This window comes from bacterium (assembly GCA_008933615.1).
Classification (GTDB): domain Bacteria; phylum CLD3; class CLD3; order SB21; family SB21; genus SB21.
Genome location: WBUR01000026.1, coordinates 1 through 14485, shown reverse-complemented (window position 1 = coordinate 14485; position 14485 = coordinate 1). Strand labels below are relative to the sequence as shown.

Below are 14485 nucleotides of genomic sequence, written 5' to 3'. Positions count from 1 at the left end.
AAGGGAAAAATCATGGAATCAAAAAAGATCCTATTGGTGGAAGACAACGAGGTCAATATGCGGCTTGTCAAGCTGACATTAAAAAATCAGGACTACGACTTCATTGAAGCAAGTAACGGTGAGGACGCGATCGATCTTGCGGAAGAACTAAAACCGGATCTGATCATATTAGATATTCAACTTCCGAAAATGGATGGATATGAGGTTGCACGAACTCTGAAAAACACGGAATCAGTTAAACACATCCCGATCATCGGCCTCACCGCGCATGCGATGAAAGGGGACGAGGAACGCGTGCTCAATGCGGGATGTAACGCTTACGTGAGCAAGCCCCTTGACACCAGTCAATTCAGAGGTTTGGTAAAATCATTTTTATTTGAAAAAAAATAACTCGATCTCAGAAAACAATGTTTTTAAAGTCAGCGATTGTAAAATTTTTTCCATTGGGTAATTCCATTGCTTCTTGTTCAGCTTTTTGAAAGCCAACACGGTCAAACTTAGAAATCAGATCATCAATTAATACTTCTTTGAATATGGAAGCTAGGCTGTTTAGGCTTTGGATACCCGTTTTGCTTATACTGCTTATGCCGTTGCTATTCTGAATTACAACAGTGATCACCCCTTCGGCCGTTACCTTCTTACAAATCTTGTCAATCACAATCCCCGCATGGACATATTCAAATATCAAATTACAGGCTATCATTTGAACTCTTGGAATTGGAATCTCATCATTCTGGATGTCACATCTGTGCAAATGCAAGCCAGGCAAAACCTTTTGATACCTGTTCTCACATATCCTTAAGTAAGATTCATTAATGTCAATTCCGTAGATTTCAGGCGTTGCACGTTGATCGACGTGTTCCAATCCGTTACCAGAACCTACGCCTAACACTGCAAGAGAAGAGGGTTTGTATTTGTTTAGTTTGGATTTAAGAATAGCGCTCAACGTCTGTAACTGATAAACGTTGCGATCTGACATATGCTTTTCATAGTCTTCGATCGGGATCTCTGTCCATGGGTTCAACATAGACATATACTCAAGTATTTATTTTTCCTTCGGCATAAATGCTTTAATAAAGTCGATCGGAATAGGGAAGATCGTCGTGGAATTGTTTTCAGTTGCTATTTCAGACAGCGTTTGCAAATAACGAAGTTGTAATGCCGCGGGGGATTTACTGATAATTTCCGAGGCTTCAAATAACTTAGTAGCCGCCTGATATTCACCGTCTGCCGCGATAACTTTAGCGCGTCGCTCGCGTTCCGCTTCAGCCTGCTTTGCCATCGCGCGTTTCATTTCCTGGGGTAAATCGATATGTTTAACCTCTACTGCCGACACTTTAATCCCCCAAGGTTCCGTCTGGTTATCAATGATCTGCTGAAGTTGTTTATTGATCTTTTCGCGCTCCGCTAAAAGATCGTCAAGCTCGCATTCTCCCAAGACGCTCCGCAGCGTGGTCTGCGACAATTGCGAAGTTGCCGTAAGATAATTTTCGACATCGACGATGGCTTTATCCGCAGCGACAACACGAAAATAGATAACGGCGTTGACCTGAACGGAAACGTTATCCCGCGTAATGACGTCCTGCGGGGGCACGTCCATGACGACGGTACGCAAGCTGACCTTAACCATTTTATCAACGATGGGAATAAGTATGATCAGACCCGGTCCTTTGAGGCCAATCAATCGTCCTAGGCGGAAAACCACGCCACGCTCATATTCGCGCAATACTTTTATGGCGCTCGCTAAAAAGAAAATAGCAATAAATACCAGGAAGGGGAATATAAATTGAAAATTCATAACGGCTCCTTATGTTTATTTCACCATTCTTCGTAAAACAATATAACTAATTTAGAACAATTTAACCACTTTTAGGGTCAGGTTATCAATGCCTACCACTTTAACGCGGGTTTCCGTCTCGATTACTTGATCGCTTTCTGCATTCCATATCTCTCCATGTACACGAATTTTTCCTGTTTTGCCGGCAATAATTCCATCAATGACGATTCCAGTTTCGCCGATCATGCCTTCCATGCCGGTAGTGACTCTGCGGCCTTGCGCCTTGATTCCAAAACCTACTACGAACAGAAAAAACAACAAAGTGATCAGAACGACGGGAATAATCACGCCCCAGGAAATTCGAACCATATCTTCTGGAGAATCAATTAGCATTATGGAGCCTAGAAAAAGCGAAATGACGCCGCCTATAGACAAAGCGCCATAACTCGTGACTTTGATTTCAAGTAAAAATAGGATGAGGCCAAACAGGATCAACGCCAAACCTGCATAATTGATAGGTAATGTCTGAAAGGAATAAAACGCAAGAATGATGCAAATGCCTCCAACCACGCCCGGAAAAATTGATCCGGGATTATAAAACTCAAAGAAAAGGCCATACATGCCCAGCATCATCAGGATATATGCGATATTAGGGTCGGTTAATATATCGAGAAGTCCAAATCGCCAGCTACGTTCTATCTTTTCGATTTGAGCGCCGTTAGTAACTATCGTCTTTTTCCCCACGACCGTTTCTACTATCATAGAATCAATTTGGACGAGCAGGCTGTCGAATGATTTCGCCACCATATCGATCACGTTTATTTCCAGGGCCTGTGTTTCCGTGATAGACACACTTTTACGAACGGCCTCTTCAGCCCAGTCCGGATTACGTTTATTCTTTTCTGCGATACTGCGAATATAGGACACAGCGTCGTTGGTCACTTTTTCCATCATCACCTGAGATAAACTGTCTGTCTTACCTTCGCCGAGATTGACCGGGTGGGCCGCTCCGATATTAGTTCCTGGAGCCATGGCGGATATATGAGCCGCCATCATAATGAAAACGCCTGCCGATGCGCAATGAGAACCTCCCGGTGACACATAAACGATCACGGGCACTTCAGATGCAAGAATATCTTTTACGATAAGATTCATCGATTTCATTAGTCCGCCCGGTGTGTCTAATTCAATAACCAAACACATGGCACGGTCCTCATTGGCTTTTGCGATCGTTTTATTAATAAATTCAGCCGATGCCGGATTGATAACGCCGTCGATCGACATGCGATATATTTTATTCTGCCCAAGAGAAGGTTGCGCAAGAAGCAGGATGAATAAAGTGACGAGTGTTTTCATAATGTTATGCAGATTCGTTTTATGATAATAGTATCTTGTTTACAGGTTGGATATTTAATTTGCACCTGAGATTGAGAATGAAGAAAAAACACAGGACTTTCTCTAACATACATGGGCATCACGGTTTTCGTTCATAAATATTATCGAACCGGATATGCATAGTAATCTAAACTGTTATACCAGAACATTCAAGTGCAGATTCAAGTGAAGGTTATTCTGCCCATTAGAAATGTAAGTTTTTTGGAAATAAAAAACTATGACTTTGATCAGGTCACGGTATGTTGAAATAATAAGCGATGTTGGTTTCATCACGTGAGACTATCATGGTTTTTGAATCATTTAGGTGAAAAAGTTGTTATGAAGTCTATATAATTGGAACTTTATATGATCTGGTGCAGTTAAAATATAAGGTTCTTCTACTCTTGTTCAATTCTGCGCAGTCACGACCGTTATTTATATTTTGTTTACAAAGAAGGAAGGAGTCTGAGATGGCTAAAATCTATGTTATAGAAGATGAGCCAAGCTTAAGACTTTTGTATCGTACTGAATTGGAAGGTATGGGTCATGATGTGACCTGTTTATCCAATGGCCGGGAAGCGATATCGAAACTGAGAGAGGATCAGCCGGATCTGATCGTGTTGGATATCATGATGCCCGAAGGTGACGGTATGGAATTTCTTACAAAAATGCTGGATCATCGTATGGATATTCCTGTGATAATTAATTCTGCTTATTCACACTACAAGAATGATTTCATGAGTTGGGCGGCCGAAGCGTATGTAGTCAAATCGTCCGACATGACTGAACTGAAGACGGAAATTCACAAGGTCCTTGACAAGAGTCAGATGGCCACGGTCTAGTTGACCGTGTTTATGTCCTTTAAACGAAGCCTGTGCTAATATGCACAGGCTTTTTTTATTGTTATTCAAATTCAAAAAAAGTACATTGCCACGCAATTCTAAATACAGATGACAGAAAATAAATCGGAGAAGTCAAATGGAAATTAAACAAGTAGCCGTCATCGGCGCCGGAACCATGGGAAATGGTATCGCCCATGTCTTTGCCCAATACGGGTACCAAGTGAAACTTATCGATATCAGTCAGGTTTTCCTGGACAAAGCCAAAGCAACTATTGAGAAGAACCTTACCAGGCAGGTTACTAAAGGGACTTTAACGGAGGATTTAAAGCAGGCAGCGCTTTCACGGATTGGACTTTCTACGGAGATCAAGGACGCAGGCTCCAGCGATCTGGTCATCGAAGCTGCAACCGAGAATTTTGAAATTAAAACACAGTTGTTCAAGACTCTGGACTCGGCTTGCAGGCCGGAGGTGATATTGGCTACCAATACGTCTTCCATATCTATTACGCAAATTGCCGGGGTTACTAAACGTGCCGACAGGATAATCGGCATGCATTTTATGAACCCGGTGCCAGTGATGAAATTGGTGGAGATTATTCGTGGACTGGCAACTAGTGACGAGACTTATGCTGCGGTAAAATCATTGACTGAAAAACTTGAAAAAACTCCGGTAGAAGTCAATGATTATCCTGGCTTTATTTCAAATCGTGTACTCATGCCGATGATAAATGAAGCCATTTTTTGTTTGATGGAAGGTGTCGCTACTAAAGAGTCGATTGATTCAGTTATGAAATTGGGGATGAATCATCCGATGGGGCCGCTCCAGCTAGCTGATTTTATCGGTTTGGACGTGTGCCTATTCATCATGAATGTGATGCACGAAGGTCTTGGCGATGATAAGTATCGCCCATGCCCGCTGCTAAAGAAAATGGTAAATGCCGGATACCTCGGGTTCAAGAGCGGCCGCGGTTTTTATGAATACTCCAAAAAATAGTGCACGGAAACTGAATTTGGTAAACCATAAATTAGTTTGACAAAAAACTTGAAAATTTTTGTAGAATTTCAGACGATTTATGTGTATTTTGAAACTAATAATTAAGGTGTGTTCCTAACATTTATTTTTCAGGAGGTATCCCGTGAAAAGCTTCGTGGTGGTTATATTCATTCTTTTGAGTTCTCATCTGTTTGCGCAGGAGAAACATACGATCACAGCAGGCAATGAGCGGATTGAAATTAAATGTACTCCGGTTGGCACCGGTGGATTCTCTAAAGAAGGAGAAATAAGCGGAACGGTTCCCATCCGGATTGTCTTCAAGAAGAACGATAAAAGTGACGTCGATATGTTTGGCAAAGTGGTTCGATGGAGTTATAAGCGATCGGAACAAGGCGATGACGTTGCGGATATCTACATTGATGGAAATAACTGGTGGTCCACGCGCTGCATTTTCTTTATAACGACTTACGTCAACGCACAAAGTATCAACTATGACGGTGAAAAAATTCGAATAGGGCAGGGTGTTGACTTCCTGCAGAGATTAGGCGTTCCATTTAGCGTTTCGAGCAGCACGAGCACCGCGGCAAATTAATGAAAAAAACGTAAAAAAACGTGAAATAAAAAAGTCCCTTTTAGGGGCTTTTTTATTTCCGTGGTTTGGAAACTTTATTTCCGTGCCGTAGCCATTTTCCCCAGAAGTTGTTATACGGATGGATATCTGTCGTTTCAGTTCCTTCACGAAAGACCGGGTATTCCTGATTAACCCATTCAAATATTCCGCCAAAAAGGTTTTGCACGTTTAGGTATCCCAACGATGTTAGTCGTTCTGCAATGACGGAACTTCGATAGCCGACCGAGCAATACGTAATTATACGAGATGACTTGGAAATATCATGCATCTTGGCGAAATCAAACGTGTCAAAATCTATCCAACGGGCGTTATGAATGTGACTAACCAAATATTCGTTCTCTGAGCGTGTGTCAAGAACAACGACGGAATCGAATGTCAGTAGCTTGGATAGCGAATCAGCTGAAATATGATCGACATTGAATTTTTCATACAACGCTTTAAGGAAAACATGATATCCGGTATCTTGGGCATGAAGCGTGACGCTGAGGAAAAATGCAATGATCAATGATTTGAGTAAGGATTTCATTTTAATGATTTGAAATAATTAGAAAAATCGGTACATGTGCCAAAATTATTTACATGTTAATGAGCGCAGGTTCAAAATACAAGTAAATCTCAAGTGAATTTCGTCACTTAGTGAAGCCCGTGTCCGATCTGTAAATCTTTTGTGCTTGAGTTCCTTCGACGATTCATGTAATTTAAAAAGGAATATATTCTTACATGTCGTCGTTATATCTTGATTCAAACTTGTTACATTTCGTCACTAATTTCTTATGCAAAAAATAGTATTTTGCGTATCCTTGTTTTTAATTTCCGCAATTTTTTCCGCGTGTGATAAGGAGAAGATCAGCGAAGACGCCCAGATCGCACTCGGTCGAGAATTATTTCATGATAAGCGGTTCTCCTCTTCTGGTGAGCAGAGTTGCGCAACTTGCCATCCTGACGGCCATACAGATAATCGAAAATGGCATTTCCCTTCAATTCACGACTCATCCAACGGCAAACCCGATTCGTTAAAAACCCTGACGTTATGGGGCGTTGCACAAACCGGCCCGCCCTATTTATGGTCGGGAAGAACTACAGGCCTTTACGAAATTACCAAACTTTACACAGATACGATCATGGGCGGTCTGGCGACCCATGAGGAACTCGAAGCTTTGGTGGCATATCAGAAATCTTTAATTGCTCCATCAAATCCATGGATTCAGAGCGACGGCGATCTGACCATGGAACAAAAAAGAGGAAAAAAAATTTATGAAACAAAGGGCTTCTGTTCTCCGTGCCATCCCGCTCCAACCGGTACTAACGGTTTTGTTAAAGATATCGGTACCGGCGGTTTTTTCAAAACACCAAGTCTGATCGCTATGTATTCGAAATCGGATTTTTTTCATGATGGCCGAGCTAAAACGCTTCGCGACGTGATTGATTTTTACATTGCAGATCCGGAACATAAGTTACAGGATCATGATTTTATAATTAATTTAACTGATCAAGAAATTGACGATCTGATCGAATATTTGAAAACCTTTTAATTCTAATAATATTATGAAACAGATTTTCTACAGTTTTTTGAATGGATGCGTTTTCGTCGCTTTATTAAGTCTAATGGCATGTGACAAAGAAAAAATAAGTGAAGATCCTCAGATTACATTAGGCCGGCAACTTTTCAATGATACTAAATTTGACAATATTGCCGGTCAAACGTATAGCTGTGCAACGTGCCATCCTAGCGGCGACATGGACCACAAGAAGTGGTTATTACCGCCAATTTCTACAGACTCCATTGCAACACCGACGTTGTTTGGAGTTGTTGATACGCCCCCGTATTTGTGGTTCGGTGAGGGTGGGAGTGAAATTAAAACAGTTACACGCGTGGTCATAGACAGCGTTCTGCACGGATCGGCGACAGAGGAAGAACTGGACGCCCTAACCGCCTATCAATTATCGCTGGCGGTTCCGGCGAATCCATGGAGAAATTCCGACGGCTCGCTGACAACACAACAACAAAAAGGAAAGACGGTTTTTGAAGGGCAGGGAAAATGCAACGTGTGCCATTCAGGGGAAGCGCTTACAGGAAAGTTTAAAATTCAAATAAAAAAATTAAATCCGCAAGTTGACGTGCCATCACTTCGCTGGGTATTTGCTACGGCGCCGTATTTCAGAGACCATTCTGCGGCCACTTTGTGGAATGTAGTTAATCATTACGCAGATTCGGTTCAGACGGTACAAATGACAACATGGGGATGGAATACATTGGGCATTTACGATATTAGTTTAACTGAACAGGAAAAAACCGATTTAATCGAATATTTAAAAACGTTATAGTATTAACGTGCCATACATCAGGATTTGTACTATGAAAAAGACATTGACAACCCTTCTTCTGATCTTAGCTTTAGCCGCATGCGAAAGTGTGTGGGCTCAGGATGAGTCTCTGCCGGATGAGTTTGGCGAAATGACGGAGACTTCGGAAAACACTACCGGCATTGGCGGTATTGTCGATGCCGTTACTACTTTCGGGAATAAACCACATCTCAACGCCAATACGCTGAATGATAATAATTTTAATAATATCCGCGCACTCTTAAATTTCCGCTTTCAGCATAAAGAAAAATTACGGGCGGATGTAGAAGTTCTATTTGATGATGCTTCGGCAGAAAAAGTCCGGCTTCAGGGCGCCTTTATTACCATCTTCGATGTTCCCAACGAAAAAATCAATTTTATGATTGGGAAAATTCCCAATCTTTTCGGAAATTTTGGTAAACGTGAATTTTCAGATGTCAACCCTCTGATAGGTCAACCGCTCATGCGGCAATATCGAACCAGCCTGGATTGGAATAATCTGTGGAATAATCAGGAACAACTTATTTTAAAGAACAGAAGAAAAGCTCATAAAGGGAACCTACCCGTTAATGTATTAGCCGGGGCAACGCCAACTGTTTACGACGCACGTTGGGATTTTGGAGTAGAGTTATTTGGAAATATTTCCTTTGTGGAGTACCAAATAGCCGTTACTGAAGGGTCCATTTCAAATCCTGATGCGAATCAAAACAAAGGAAAGCAATTTTTAGGTCGTTTAGGTTTTGCACCTGCTGCGGGATTAAAATTTGGTTTTTCAGGCGCAAGCAATCCTTATTTGTCAAGTGCCGATCCTCAAAGGCTGCTGGAAGAGGGGAAAGGAAAGGGAGAATATCGGCAAAGGGCTTATGGGGTGGACTTAGAGGCAAGCTACAGATACCTGATCGTTTTCAGTGAATTTGTTAAAAGCACCTGGGACGCGTCGGTGGATGAAGGAGAATTATCTAATTGGAGTTGGTATGTAGATGCCAAATATAAGCTGCATCCCAAGCTCTACGTCGCAGCGCGGTATGACATGATGAATTTCAGCAAGATCAAAAATCCTGCGACGGCCGCCAATGAAAGTTGGGATTATGACGTGAAACGATATGAAGCCGGGTTGGGATTTAGAATTACTGCTGACGCAACGCTTAAGTTGGTCGAGCAATGGACTGTTTTTGATAAAAAGTCGACTATTAAGAGCATCCGGTTCACAGCGGCACAATTGTCTGTTCCATTTTAACTGATTGAGATTTCGGAGGAATAAAATCATGAAAATTGTAATTATGTTAGTTAGTTTTGCAACGGCGCTTATATTTACGCTTTTGGGCGAGGATGTCAAGTTCTTCCAAAAGATGTCGGATTCAGGATTGATTAAATACGCTGAATCGGAATCAATTGAAAACCTGCCGGCTTTACCGGCGGAAGGGAAAATCACCGGGAAAGTGTTTGTGAGCAAATCCGGAGGAACTGCAGCCAGGTCAACCAAGGGATTATACGGAAAAAGTACATCGCGGCTGAGTAAGAGCGGCAGTGTTGATAAGAAAGCCATTGTCTTTATCGTGAAAGCGCCCGGCAAATATCCTCTACCGCAAAGCAGGCCGGTGATGCGCCAGAAAAACATAGCCATTGTGCCGCATGTCTTACCTGTTTTACTTGGTACGACCGTTGATTTTCCAAACGAAGATGAAATTTATCACAACATCTTTTCGCTTTCTGAAACTAAAACTTTTGATCTTGGCCGGTATTCCAAAGGAAAATCTAAATCGGTGACATTTAACACATTAGGTACTGTCAAGGTTTTCTGCGACATTCATTCCCAGATGGGCGGAGTTATTCTGGTACTGCAAAATCCGTATTTTACCGCCGTCGGTATTGACGGCAGTTATACTATCAGCGGCGTTCCTCCGGGCAATTATGAAGTTGCGGCGTGGCAGGAAAACGGCGGAAACAAAATTCAAAAAATAACAGTTGGGAGCGGAGAACACGTTAATCTTGATTTTTCATTTTAACAATTTATGTTCAATTATTATTTAGTTTAAGTCCCGTAAGCCATTACGGGACTTTTTTATTAGTGCATGCATAAAATCTTGCATGGCGAATTTTTAATTTGTAAATTGACCACCGAAAAAAATATGAACTAACATTATTTTTAAAGAGGTTTTTTCATGAGAAAGCAATGGATTCATTTATTTGTTTTATCGTTTCTCATTATGTGCGGGGCCGGTTGCGGTAAAAAAGAAACAGTGGACGAGTACTTCGCGCAGTCGGATAGTCTTCGCGTAAAAGGAAAATTGACCGAAGCCGTTAAAAAGCTAGGCGAAATTGCGGAAAAATTTCCAACGGATACTCTGAACGTAATTAAATCTCTGACGGGAATGGCTGACATTTACGGAGCCGATCTAAGGGATTTTACCAAAGCAATTGATATCCATCAGAGAATAATCGATGCGTATCCGGATTATCCGCTGACAGCAAAAAGCCTTATCATTATTGCGGTCACTTATGAAAATGAGATTAAAGATATAGAAAAAGCGCGTCAGGCTTATGAGCAGTTCCTGGAAAAATATCCGAGTCATGAGTTGGTTCCCGGAGTAAAAGGCGCGCTGGATCTTCTCGGCGTAAGCGATGAAGATCTAGAAAAGATGATTCTGGAAAAAAACAAGAGCATCCCTCTAAAGTAAGTTCAACCCAAATAGAAAGAATTTTTTATTTTGTCAAAAAGTAGTTTTTTTGAAACCCGCGCTAAAATAATCTGCACGATAGGCCCTGCATCCAGTAATTATGAAACTATATTAAAGATGATCGCAGCAGGCATGGACATTGCCCGGCTCAATTTCTCTCACGGAACCCACGACGCTCACCAAATAGTTATAAGTAATATACGTGAAGCCGCAAAAAAATCAGGCAGGCACGTCGCCATTTTACAGGATCTGCAAGGCCCAAAGATTCGTGTCGGTACTTTTAAGGACGGCTCAGTCGATTTGATTGATGGAAAAACATTTACTATCACAAGCCGTGAAGTGGAAGGCAACGAGCAAATCGTGTCAACAACGTACCACGCTCTGTCTCATGACGTTAAGATTGGGGACGAATTGCTGATTGATGACGGCCTGTTGAAAGTCGTGGTGGTCAAGAAAACAAGTGAAGACGTCGTATGCGAAGTTGTTAACGGCGGTAAAATAAAGAATAATAAGGGTATCAATTTACCCGGAGTCCATGTTAGCGCACCATCTTTGACTGAGAAAGATACGGAAGATTTACTGTTTGGCCTGCAAAACGAAGTGGATTATGTAGCGCTTTCTTTTGTTCGTAAACCGGAAGACATTCTGCACGTTAAGGAAATCATTCGATCCAATCAAAAAGATACTCCGGTTATTGCAAAGATCGAGAAGCCAGAGGCGCTAAAATGTATTGACCGCATCATTGCAATAAGCGATGGCATCATGGTTGCGCGGGGCGATCTTGGTGTGGAAATGAAAACGGAAGAAGTTCCGCCAATTCAAAAACGTCTGATCGGCTTGTGTAATAAAGCCGGCGTGCCGGTCATCACCGCAACACAGATGCTTGATTCGATGGTGCAAAATCCGCGTCCGACGCGAGCAGAGGCCTCCGATGTCGCAAATGCGATTCTCGATGGAACCGACGCGGTTATGTTATCTGCGGAAACTGCTTCCGGAAATTATCCGATAGAAACGATAACTGTGATGAAACGCATCATAAAATTGATGGAAAAAGAAACGCCGGTGGATTATGTCCGCCGCCGCCGTCTTACGAGCGAACAAATGCTATTACAGGACGGTATTGCGGGCGTTTCCTGTAATCTTGCCGAGATATTGAATGTAAATGCAATCGTCAGTATCACGCTCACAGGAGCGATGTCACGGCTCATCGCCAAATATCGTCCGAAAATACCCATTATTGCGGTCACGCACAGTGAAAGAGTTTTGAGGCAGTTGAATCTGGTGTGGGGCGTTCAGGGGTTGATTCTTCCCGATCTGAAAAACAATATTGATGACAGCGTCAATGAAGTTAAGAAAGCTCTTCTCGAATCCGGATTTCTAAAAAAAGGAAATAGATTCGTCATTACCGCCGGCCTTCCATTTGGGTCTCGCGGCCCTACCAACAGCATGCGTGTAGAGGAAATGGCTTAAGGTTTACCTTACAACCGCGATCTTACCGGTTTTCTTGAAACCGTTTCCCGTAAATTGGTAAATATATACACCGCTTGGAACCAAATGCCCGTCTGTATCTCTGCCGTCCCAATATAATCCGCTGTTTCCGTCATACGGGCCTTCCACGAATTCTCCATAATTGATCTTTCGTAAGAGTTTGCCCGAGATCGTATATACCTTGAATTCGATCTTTGAGGTTTTGCCCAATACGAACTTAAAATTCATTTTATCGCTACCGGATTTAAGAACGAATGGACTCGGATAAAAATGGAAATTAGTAAGCGGATCAGGAGTGATTGCAGTTTGCTTAATGGACAAGCTCAAATTGTAATTGTAATTATTGTTAAGATTTTTGTCGATTACTTTATTTATTACCAGGCATAACAGCGTATCTCCCGGCAGAATATTATTAATAGCAATTACGGATGAACTGCTGTGGTTAATGAAAAAGTTCTTTCCCGAAGCTTTGTTATATTCAATCGTATAAACATCGAAATAATTGTTTGACTGAGCGCCGTTAAACTTAATTTCGCAATGGGTTGTATCCAAAACATAGAAGCTGTAATAGTTTGCGGCCAGCGTCGGCACACTGCGTTGGATTAGTGTATCTAGTATCAGGCGATTGGCTAAAAGTTTTATCTTGGGATAGTTTACGGCTTCAGGAAAATAATTGATACTGTCTGCTCGTCCGGCGGTGTAATAATTCCAAACGGTAAATTCAGAGAAGTTTTTGGTTAAGTTTGAACTGGAGTTGTCTTTGATCGCATCGTCGATGGACGTAATGGCATTTCGCGTAGGCATAAATTCCCATGATTTCTTAATGACACCTCGTCCGTATTTTTTTTCGATCATGTGATTCCAGTGCGCTGCCGAATATCCGTCCGTTGCGTCAAGTGAAATATGGGGACTGTTGAAATATCCGGGAAGGTAAGCATAATAATCATTTACATAGTCATAGGTCACGTCTTCCATCCATGTCGATGAAAGTTCGTAATACCAGGCGTCGGAGAATCGGAAATTATAACTGAATTGAATAGCATGAAAAAATTCATGGCCGACCGTTACTCGTAAAGCATCATAGCCGTGCGTGGCAAATCCTTCGACGTAATCATTTTCCAGATAAATAGCTGAAGTGTACGTGTCGGGAGTTGTAGAAATTTGAGTAACGGTTTCCGTGTATCCATAGGTGTCGTTTAAATCCAGAATAAATACTTCGTAATATCCGAAGGACGAAAAAGAAAGAGGTTCTCGGTAACCCATGGTGTCAACTTCCAGTCGATAGGAATGTTCCAGCGCGATGGCCGTTTCCTCGATCCAATCCGGCAGGCTATTCGCATTAAGATTTTCCGGGGGAACAGCGTCAGGACCTGTAACGTCATAATTTATACGAAAAGTTTTCGTCTGAGCATTTTTGTTTGTGAAATCGTGCTCATAAACTGCTTGCATCGCTTGTTTTTCTAAGCGGATTCTCTTTTCCGGGCGGGTCTTTAAGTAACCCTGCACTTCAGCTGATATACCGAAAGCGCATTTAATAGGAATAACGGAACGAAAGGTCTCCGGAAGCGCCTCACCCCTCAATATTTTTATTTTCAGATCCATCGCCTCGTCTGCACTAATTGATCCGGTTTCGAGCGCTTCGTTAATCATGTGTAACGAGTTTCGGGCTTCATCTTTCTGCGCAAAAACCGGGTTGGCCAATAGCAGAAATAGAACTACGATTGCAATCAAAAATCTCATTAATGTCGATCCTTACTTTTTTTGCGAAAAGTGAGTGAGAGGGGAACGCCTTCAAATCCGAATTGTTCCCGCATTTGTTTTTCCAGATACTGCCGATAATTAGCCGGTATGAGTTCCGGCGCATTTGAAAAGAAAGCGAATACAGGCGGTCGGGATTTAACCTGAGTGACATAATTGATTCTGAGATCTTTTCCCTGCACAGCAGGCGGATGATTCTTCTCAATTGCTTTTTCCAGGAAAGCATTCAAAGCCGACGTGGAAATGGTCCGGTTTCGCTCTTCAAACACCTTGTGGGCCAACTCCAAAACCTTGACGACACGCTGTTTACCGGTAGCCGAAATAAAAATGTAAGGCACGTAACCGGTCGATCCAAGCGAGCGGGTGAGATATTTTTCAAAATCAAGGTATGTCGTGCTTGACTTGTCCACGAGGTCCCATTTATTGATCGCGATCACAAGTCCCTTCTTTAATTGCCGCGCTTCTTCGAGCACATGGATATCCTGCATGGCTAAACCTTCAATAGAATCGATCAATAGTACGGCAACGTCGCATTCCTGTATCGACTTGATGGTGCGTAGTGTACTATAAAATTCGAGATTCTCTTTGACTTTTGCTTTT

The 14485-nt window shown here is 42.2% G+C and carries 16 protein-coding genes; 10 read left to right on the top strand and 6 right to left on the bottom strand.

Annotation, left to right across the window (positions count from 1 at the left end; genetic code table 11):
• The first annotated feature begins 12 nt into the window (after positions 1-12).
• Complete coding sequence (locus F9K33_10715) at positions 13-390, top strand: response regulator (protein KAB2879045.1); 378 nt, start codon at positions 13-15, stop codon at positions 388-390.
• A 7-nt stretch (positions 391-397) separates the two neighbouring features.
• Here F9K33_10715 and F9K33_10710 read toward each other — a convergent pair whose 3' ends face one another.
• From F9K33_10710 to F9K33_10700, 3 genes are read right to left on the bottom strand one after another with little or no spacing between them, the layout of a single operon-like run.
• Positions 398-1033, bottom strand: coding sequence for a class I SAM-dependent methyltransferase (locus tag F9K33_10710; GenBank protein KAB2879044.1), 636 nt, complete (start codon positions 1031-1033; stop codon positions 398-400).
• A 12-nt stretch (positions 1034-1045) separates the two neighbouring features.
• Entirely contained in the window at positions 1046-1798 is a 753-nt protein-coding gene (locus F9K33_10705) for a slipin family protein (GenBank protein KAB2879043.1), read from the bottom strand.
• A gap of 51 nt (positions 1799-1849) precedes the next feature.
• Positions 1850-3133: a nodulation protein NfeD gene (locus tag F9K33_10700; protein ID KAB2879042.1), complete on the bottom strand. Its 1284-nt coding sequence runs from the start codon at positions 3131-3133 to the stop codon at positions 1850-1852.
• A gap of 488 nt (positions 3134-3621) precedes the next feature.
• Here F9K33_10700 and F9K33_10695 point away from each other — a divergent pair, with 488 nt between their 5' ends.
• The 3 genes from F9K33_10695 (at position 3622) to F9K33_10685 (ending at position 5579) form a co-directional block, all read left to right on the top strand.
• Positions 3622-3993, top strand: a complete 372-nt coding sequence (locus F9K33_10695; protein KAB2879041.1) for a response regulator — start codon at positions 3622-3624, stop codon at positions 3991-3993.
• A gap of 136 nt (positions 3994-4129) precedes the next feature.
• A complete protein-coding gene (locus tag F9K33_10690; GenBank protein ID KAB2879040.1) occupies positions 4130-4987 on the top strand; it encodes a 3-hydroxybutyryl-CoA dehydrogenase in 858 nt (285 codons plus the stop codon).
• A 142-nt stretch (positions 4988-5129) separates the two neighbouring features.
• Complete coding sequence (locus F9K33_10685) at positions 5130-5579, top strand: hypothetical protein (protein ID KAB2879039.1); 450 nt, start codon at positions 5130-5132, stop codon at positions 5577-5579.
• Positions 5580-5631: 52 nt separating this feature from the next.
• Here F9K33_10685 and F9K33_10680 read toward each other — a convergent pair whose 3' ends face one another.
• Positions 5632-6144, bottom strand: coding sequence for a rhodanese-like domain-containing protein (locus F9K33_10680; GenBank protein ID KAB2879038.1), 513 nt, complete (start codon positions 6142-6144; stop codon positions 5632-5634).
• Between the two features lie 247 nt (positions 6145-6391).
• On the opposite strand from F9K33_10680, the gene F9K33_10675 reads away from it, so the two are divergent.
• The 6 genes from F9K33_10675 to pyk all read left to right on the top strand — a co-directional run bounded on the left by F9K33_10675 (position 6392) and on the right by pyk (position 12109).
• Positions 6392-7150 carry a c-type cytochrome gene (locus F9K33_10675; protein ID KAB2879037.1) on the top strand — a complete coding sequence of 253 codons (759 nt, stop codon included), beginning with the start codon at positions 6392-6394 and terminating at the stop codon, positions 7148-7150.
• 13 nt (positions 7151-7163) lie between these two features.
• Positions 7164-7943 (top strand): c-type cytochrome, encoded by a 780-nt coding sequence (locus tag F9K33_10670; protein ID KAB2879036.1) that lies wholly within the window; start codon positions 7164-7166, stop codon positions 7941-7943.
• Between the two features lie 31 nt (positions 7944-7974).
• On the top strand, positions 7975-9198 hold the full coding sequence (locus F9K33_10665) for a hypothetical protein (protein KAB2879035.1): 1224 nt from the start codon (positions 7975-7977) through the stop codon (positions 9196-9198).
• A 28-nt stretch (positions 9199-9226) separates the two neighbouring features.
• Positions 9227-9967 carry a hypothetical protein gene (locus F9K33_10660; GenBank protein KAB2879034.1) on the top strand — a complete coding sequence of 247 codons (741 nt, stop codon included), beginning with the start codon at positions 9227-9229 and terminating at the stop codon, positions 9965-9967.
• A 156-nt stretch (positions 9968-10123) separates the two neighbouring features.
• Positions 10124-10639 (top strand): tetratricopeptide repeat protein, encoded by a 516-nt coding sequence (locus tag F9K33_10655; GenBank protein ID KAB2879033.1) that lies wholly within the window; start codon positions 10124-10126, stop codon positions 10637-10639.
• A 30-nt stretch (positions 10640-10669) separates the two neighbouring features.
• Positions 10670-12109 (top strand): pyruvate kinase, encoded by a 1440-nt coding sequence (gene pyk / locus F9K33_10650; protein ID KAB2879032.1) that lies wholly within the window; start codon positions 10670-10672, stop codon positions 12107-12109.
• A 3-nt stretch (positions 12110-12112) separates the two neighbouring features.
• Here the strand turns inward: pyk and F9K33_10645 are convergent, their stop codons facing one another.
• Positions 12113-13867 carry a hypothetical protein gene (locus F9K33_10645; GenBank protein KAB2879031.1) on the bottom strand — a complete coding sequence of 585 codons (1755 nt, stop codon included), beginning with the start codon at positions 13865-13867 and terminating at the stop codon, positions 12113-12115.
• Positions 13867-14485, bottom strand: a 619-nt coding sequence (locus tag F9K33_10640) for a ribosome biogenesis GTPase Der (GenBank protein KAB2879030.1), incomplete at its 5' end; no start/stop codon positions are given. The genes F9K33_10645 and F9K33_10640, both read right to left, overlap by 1 nt.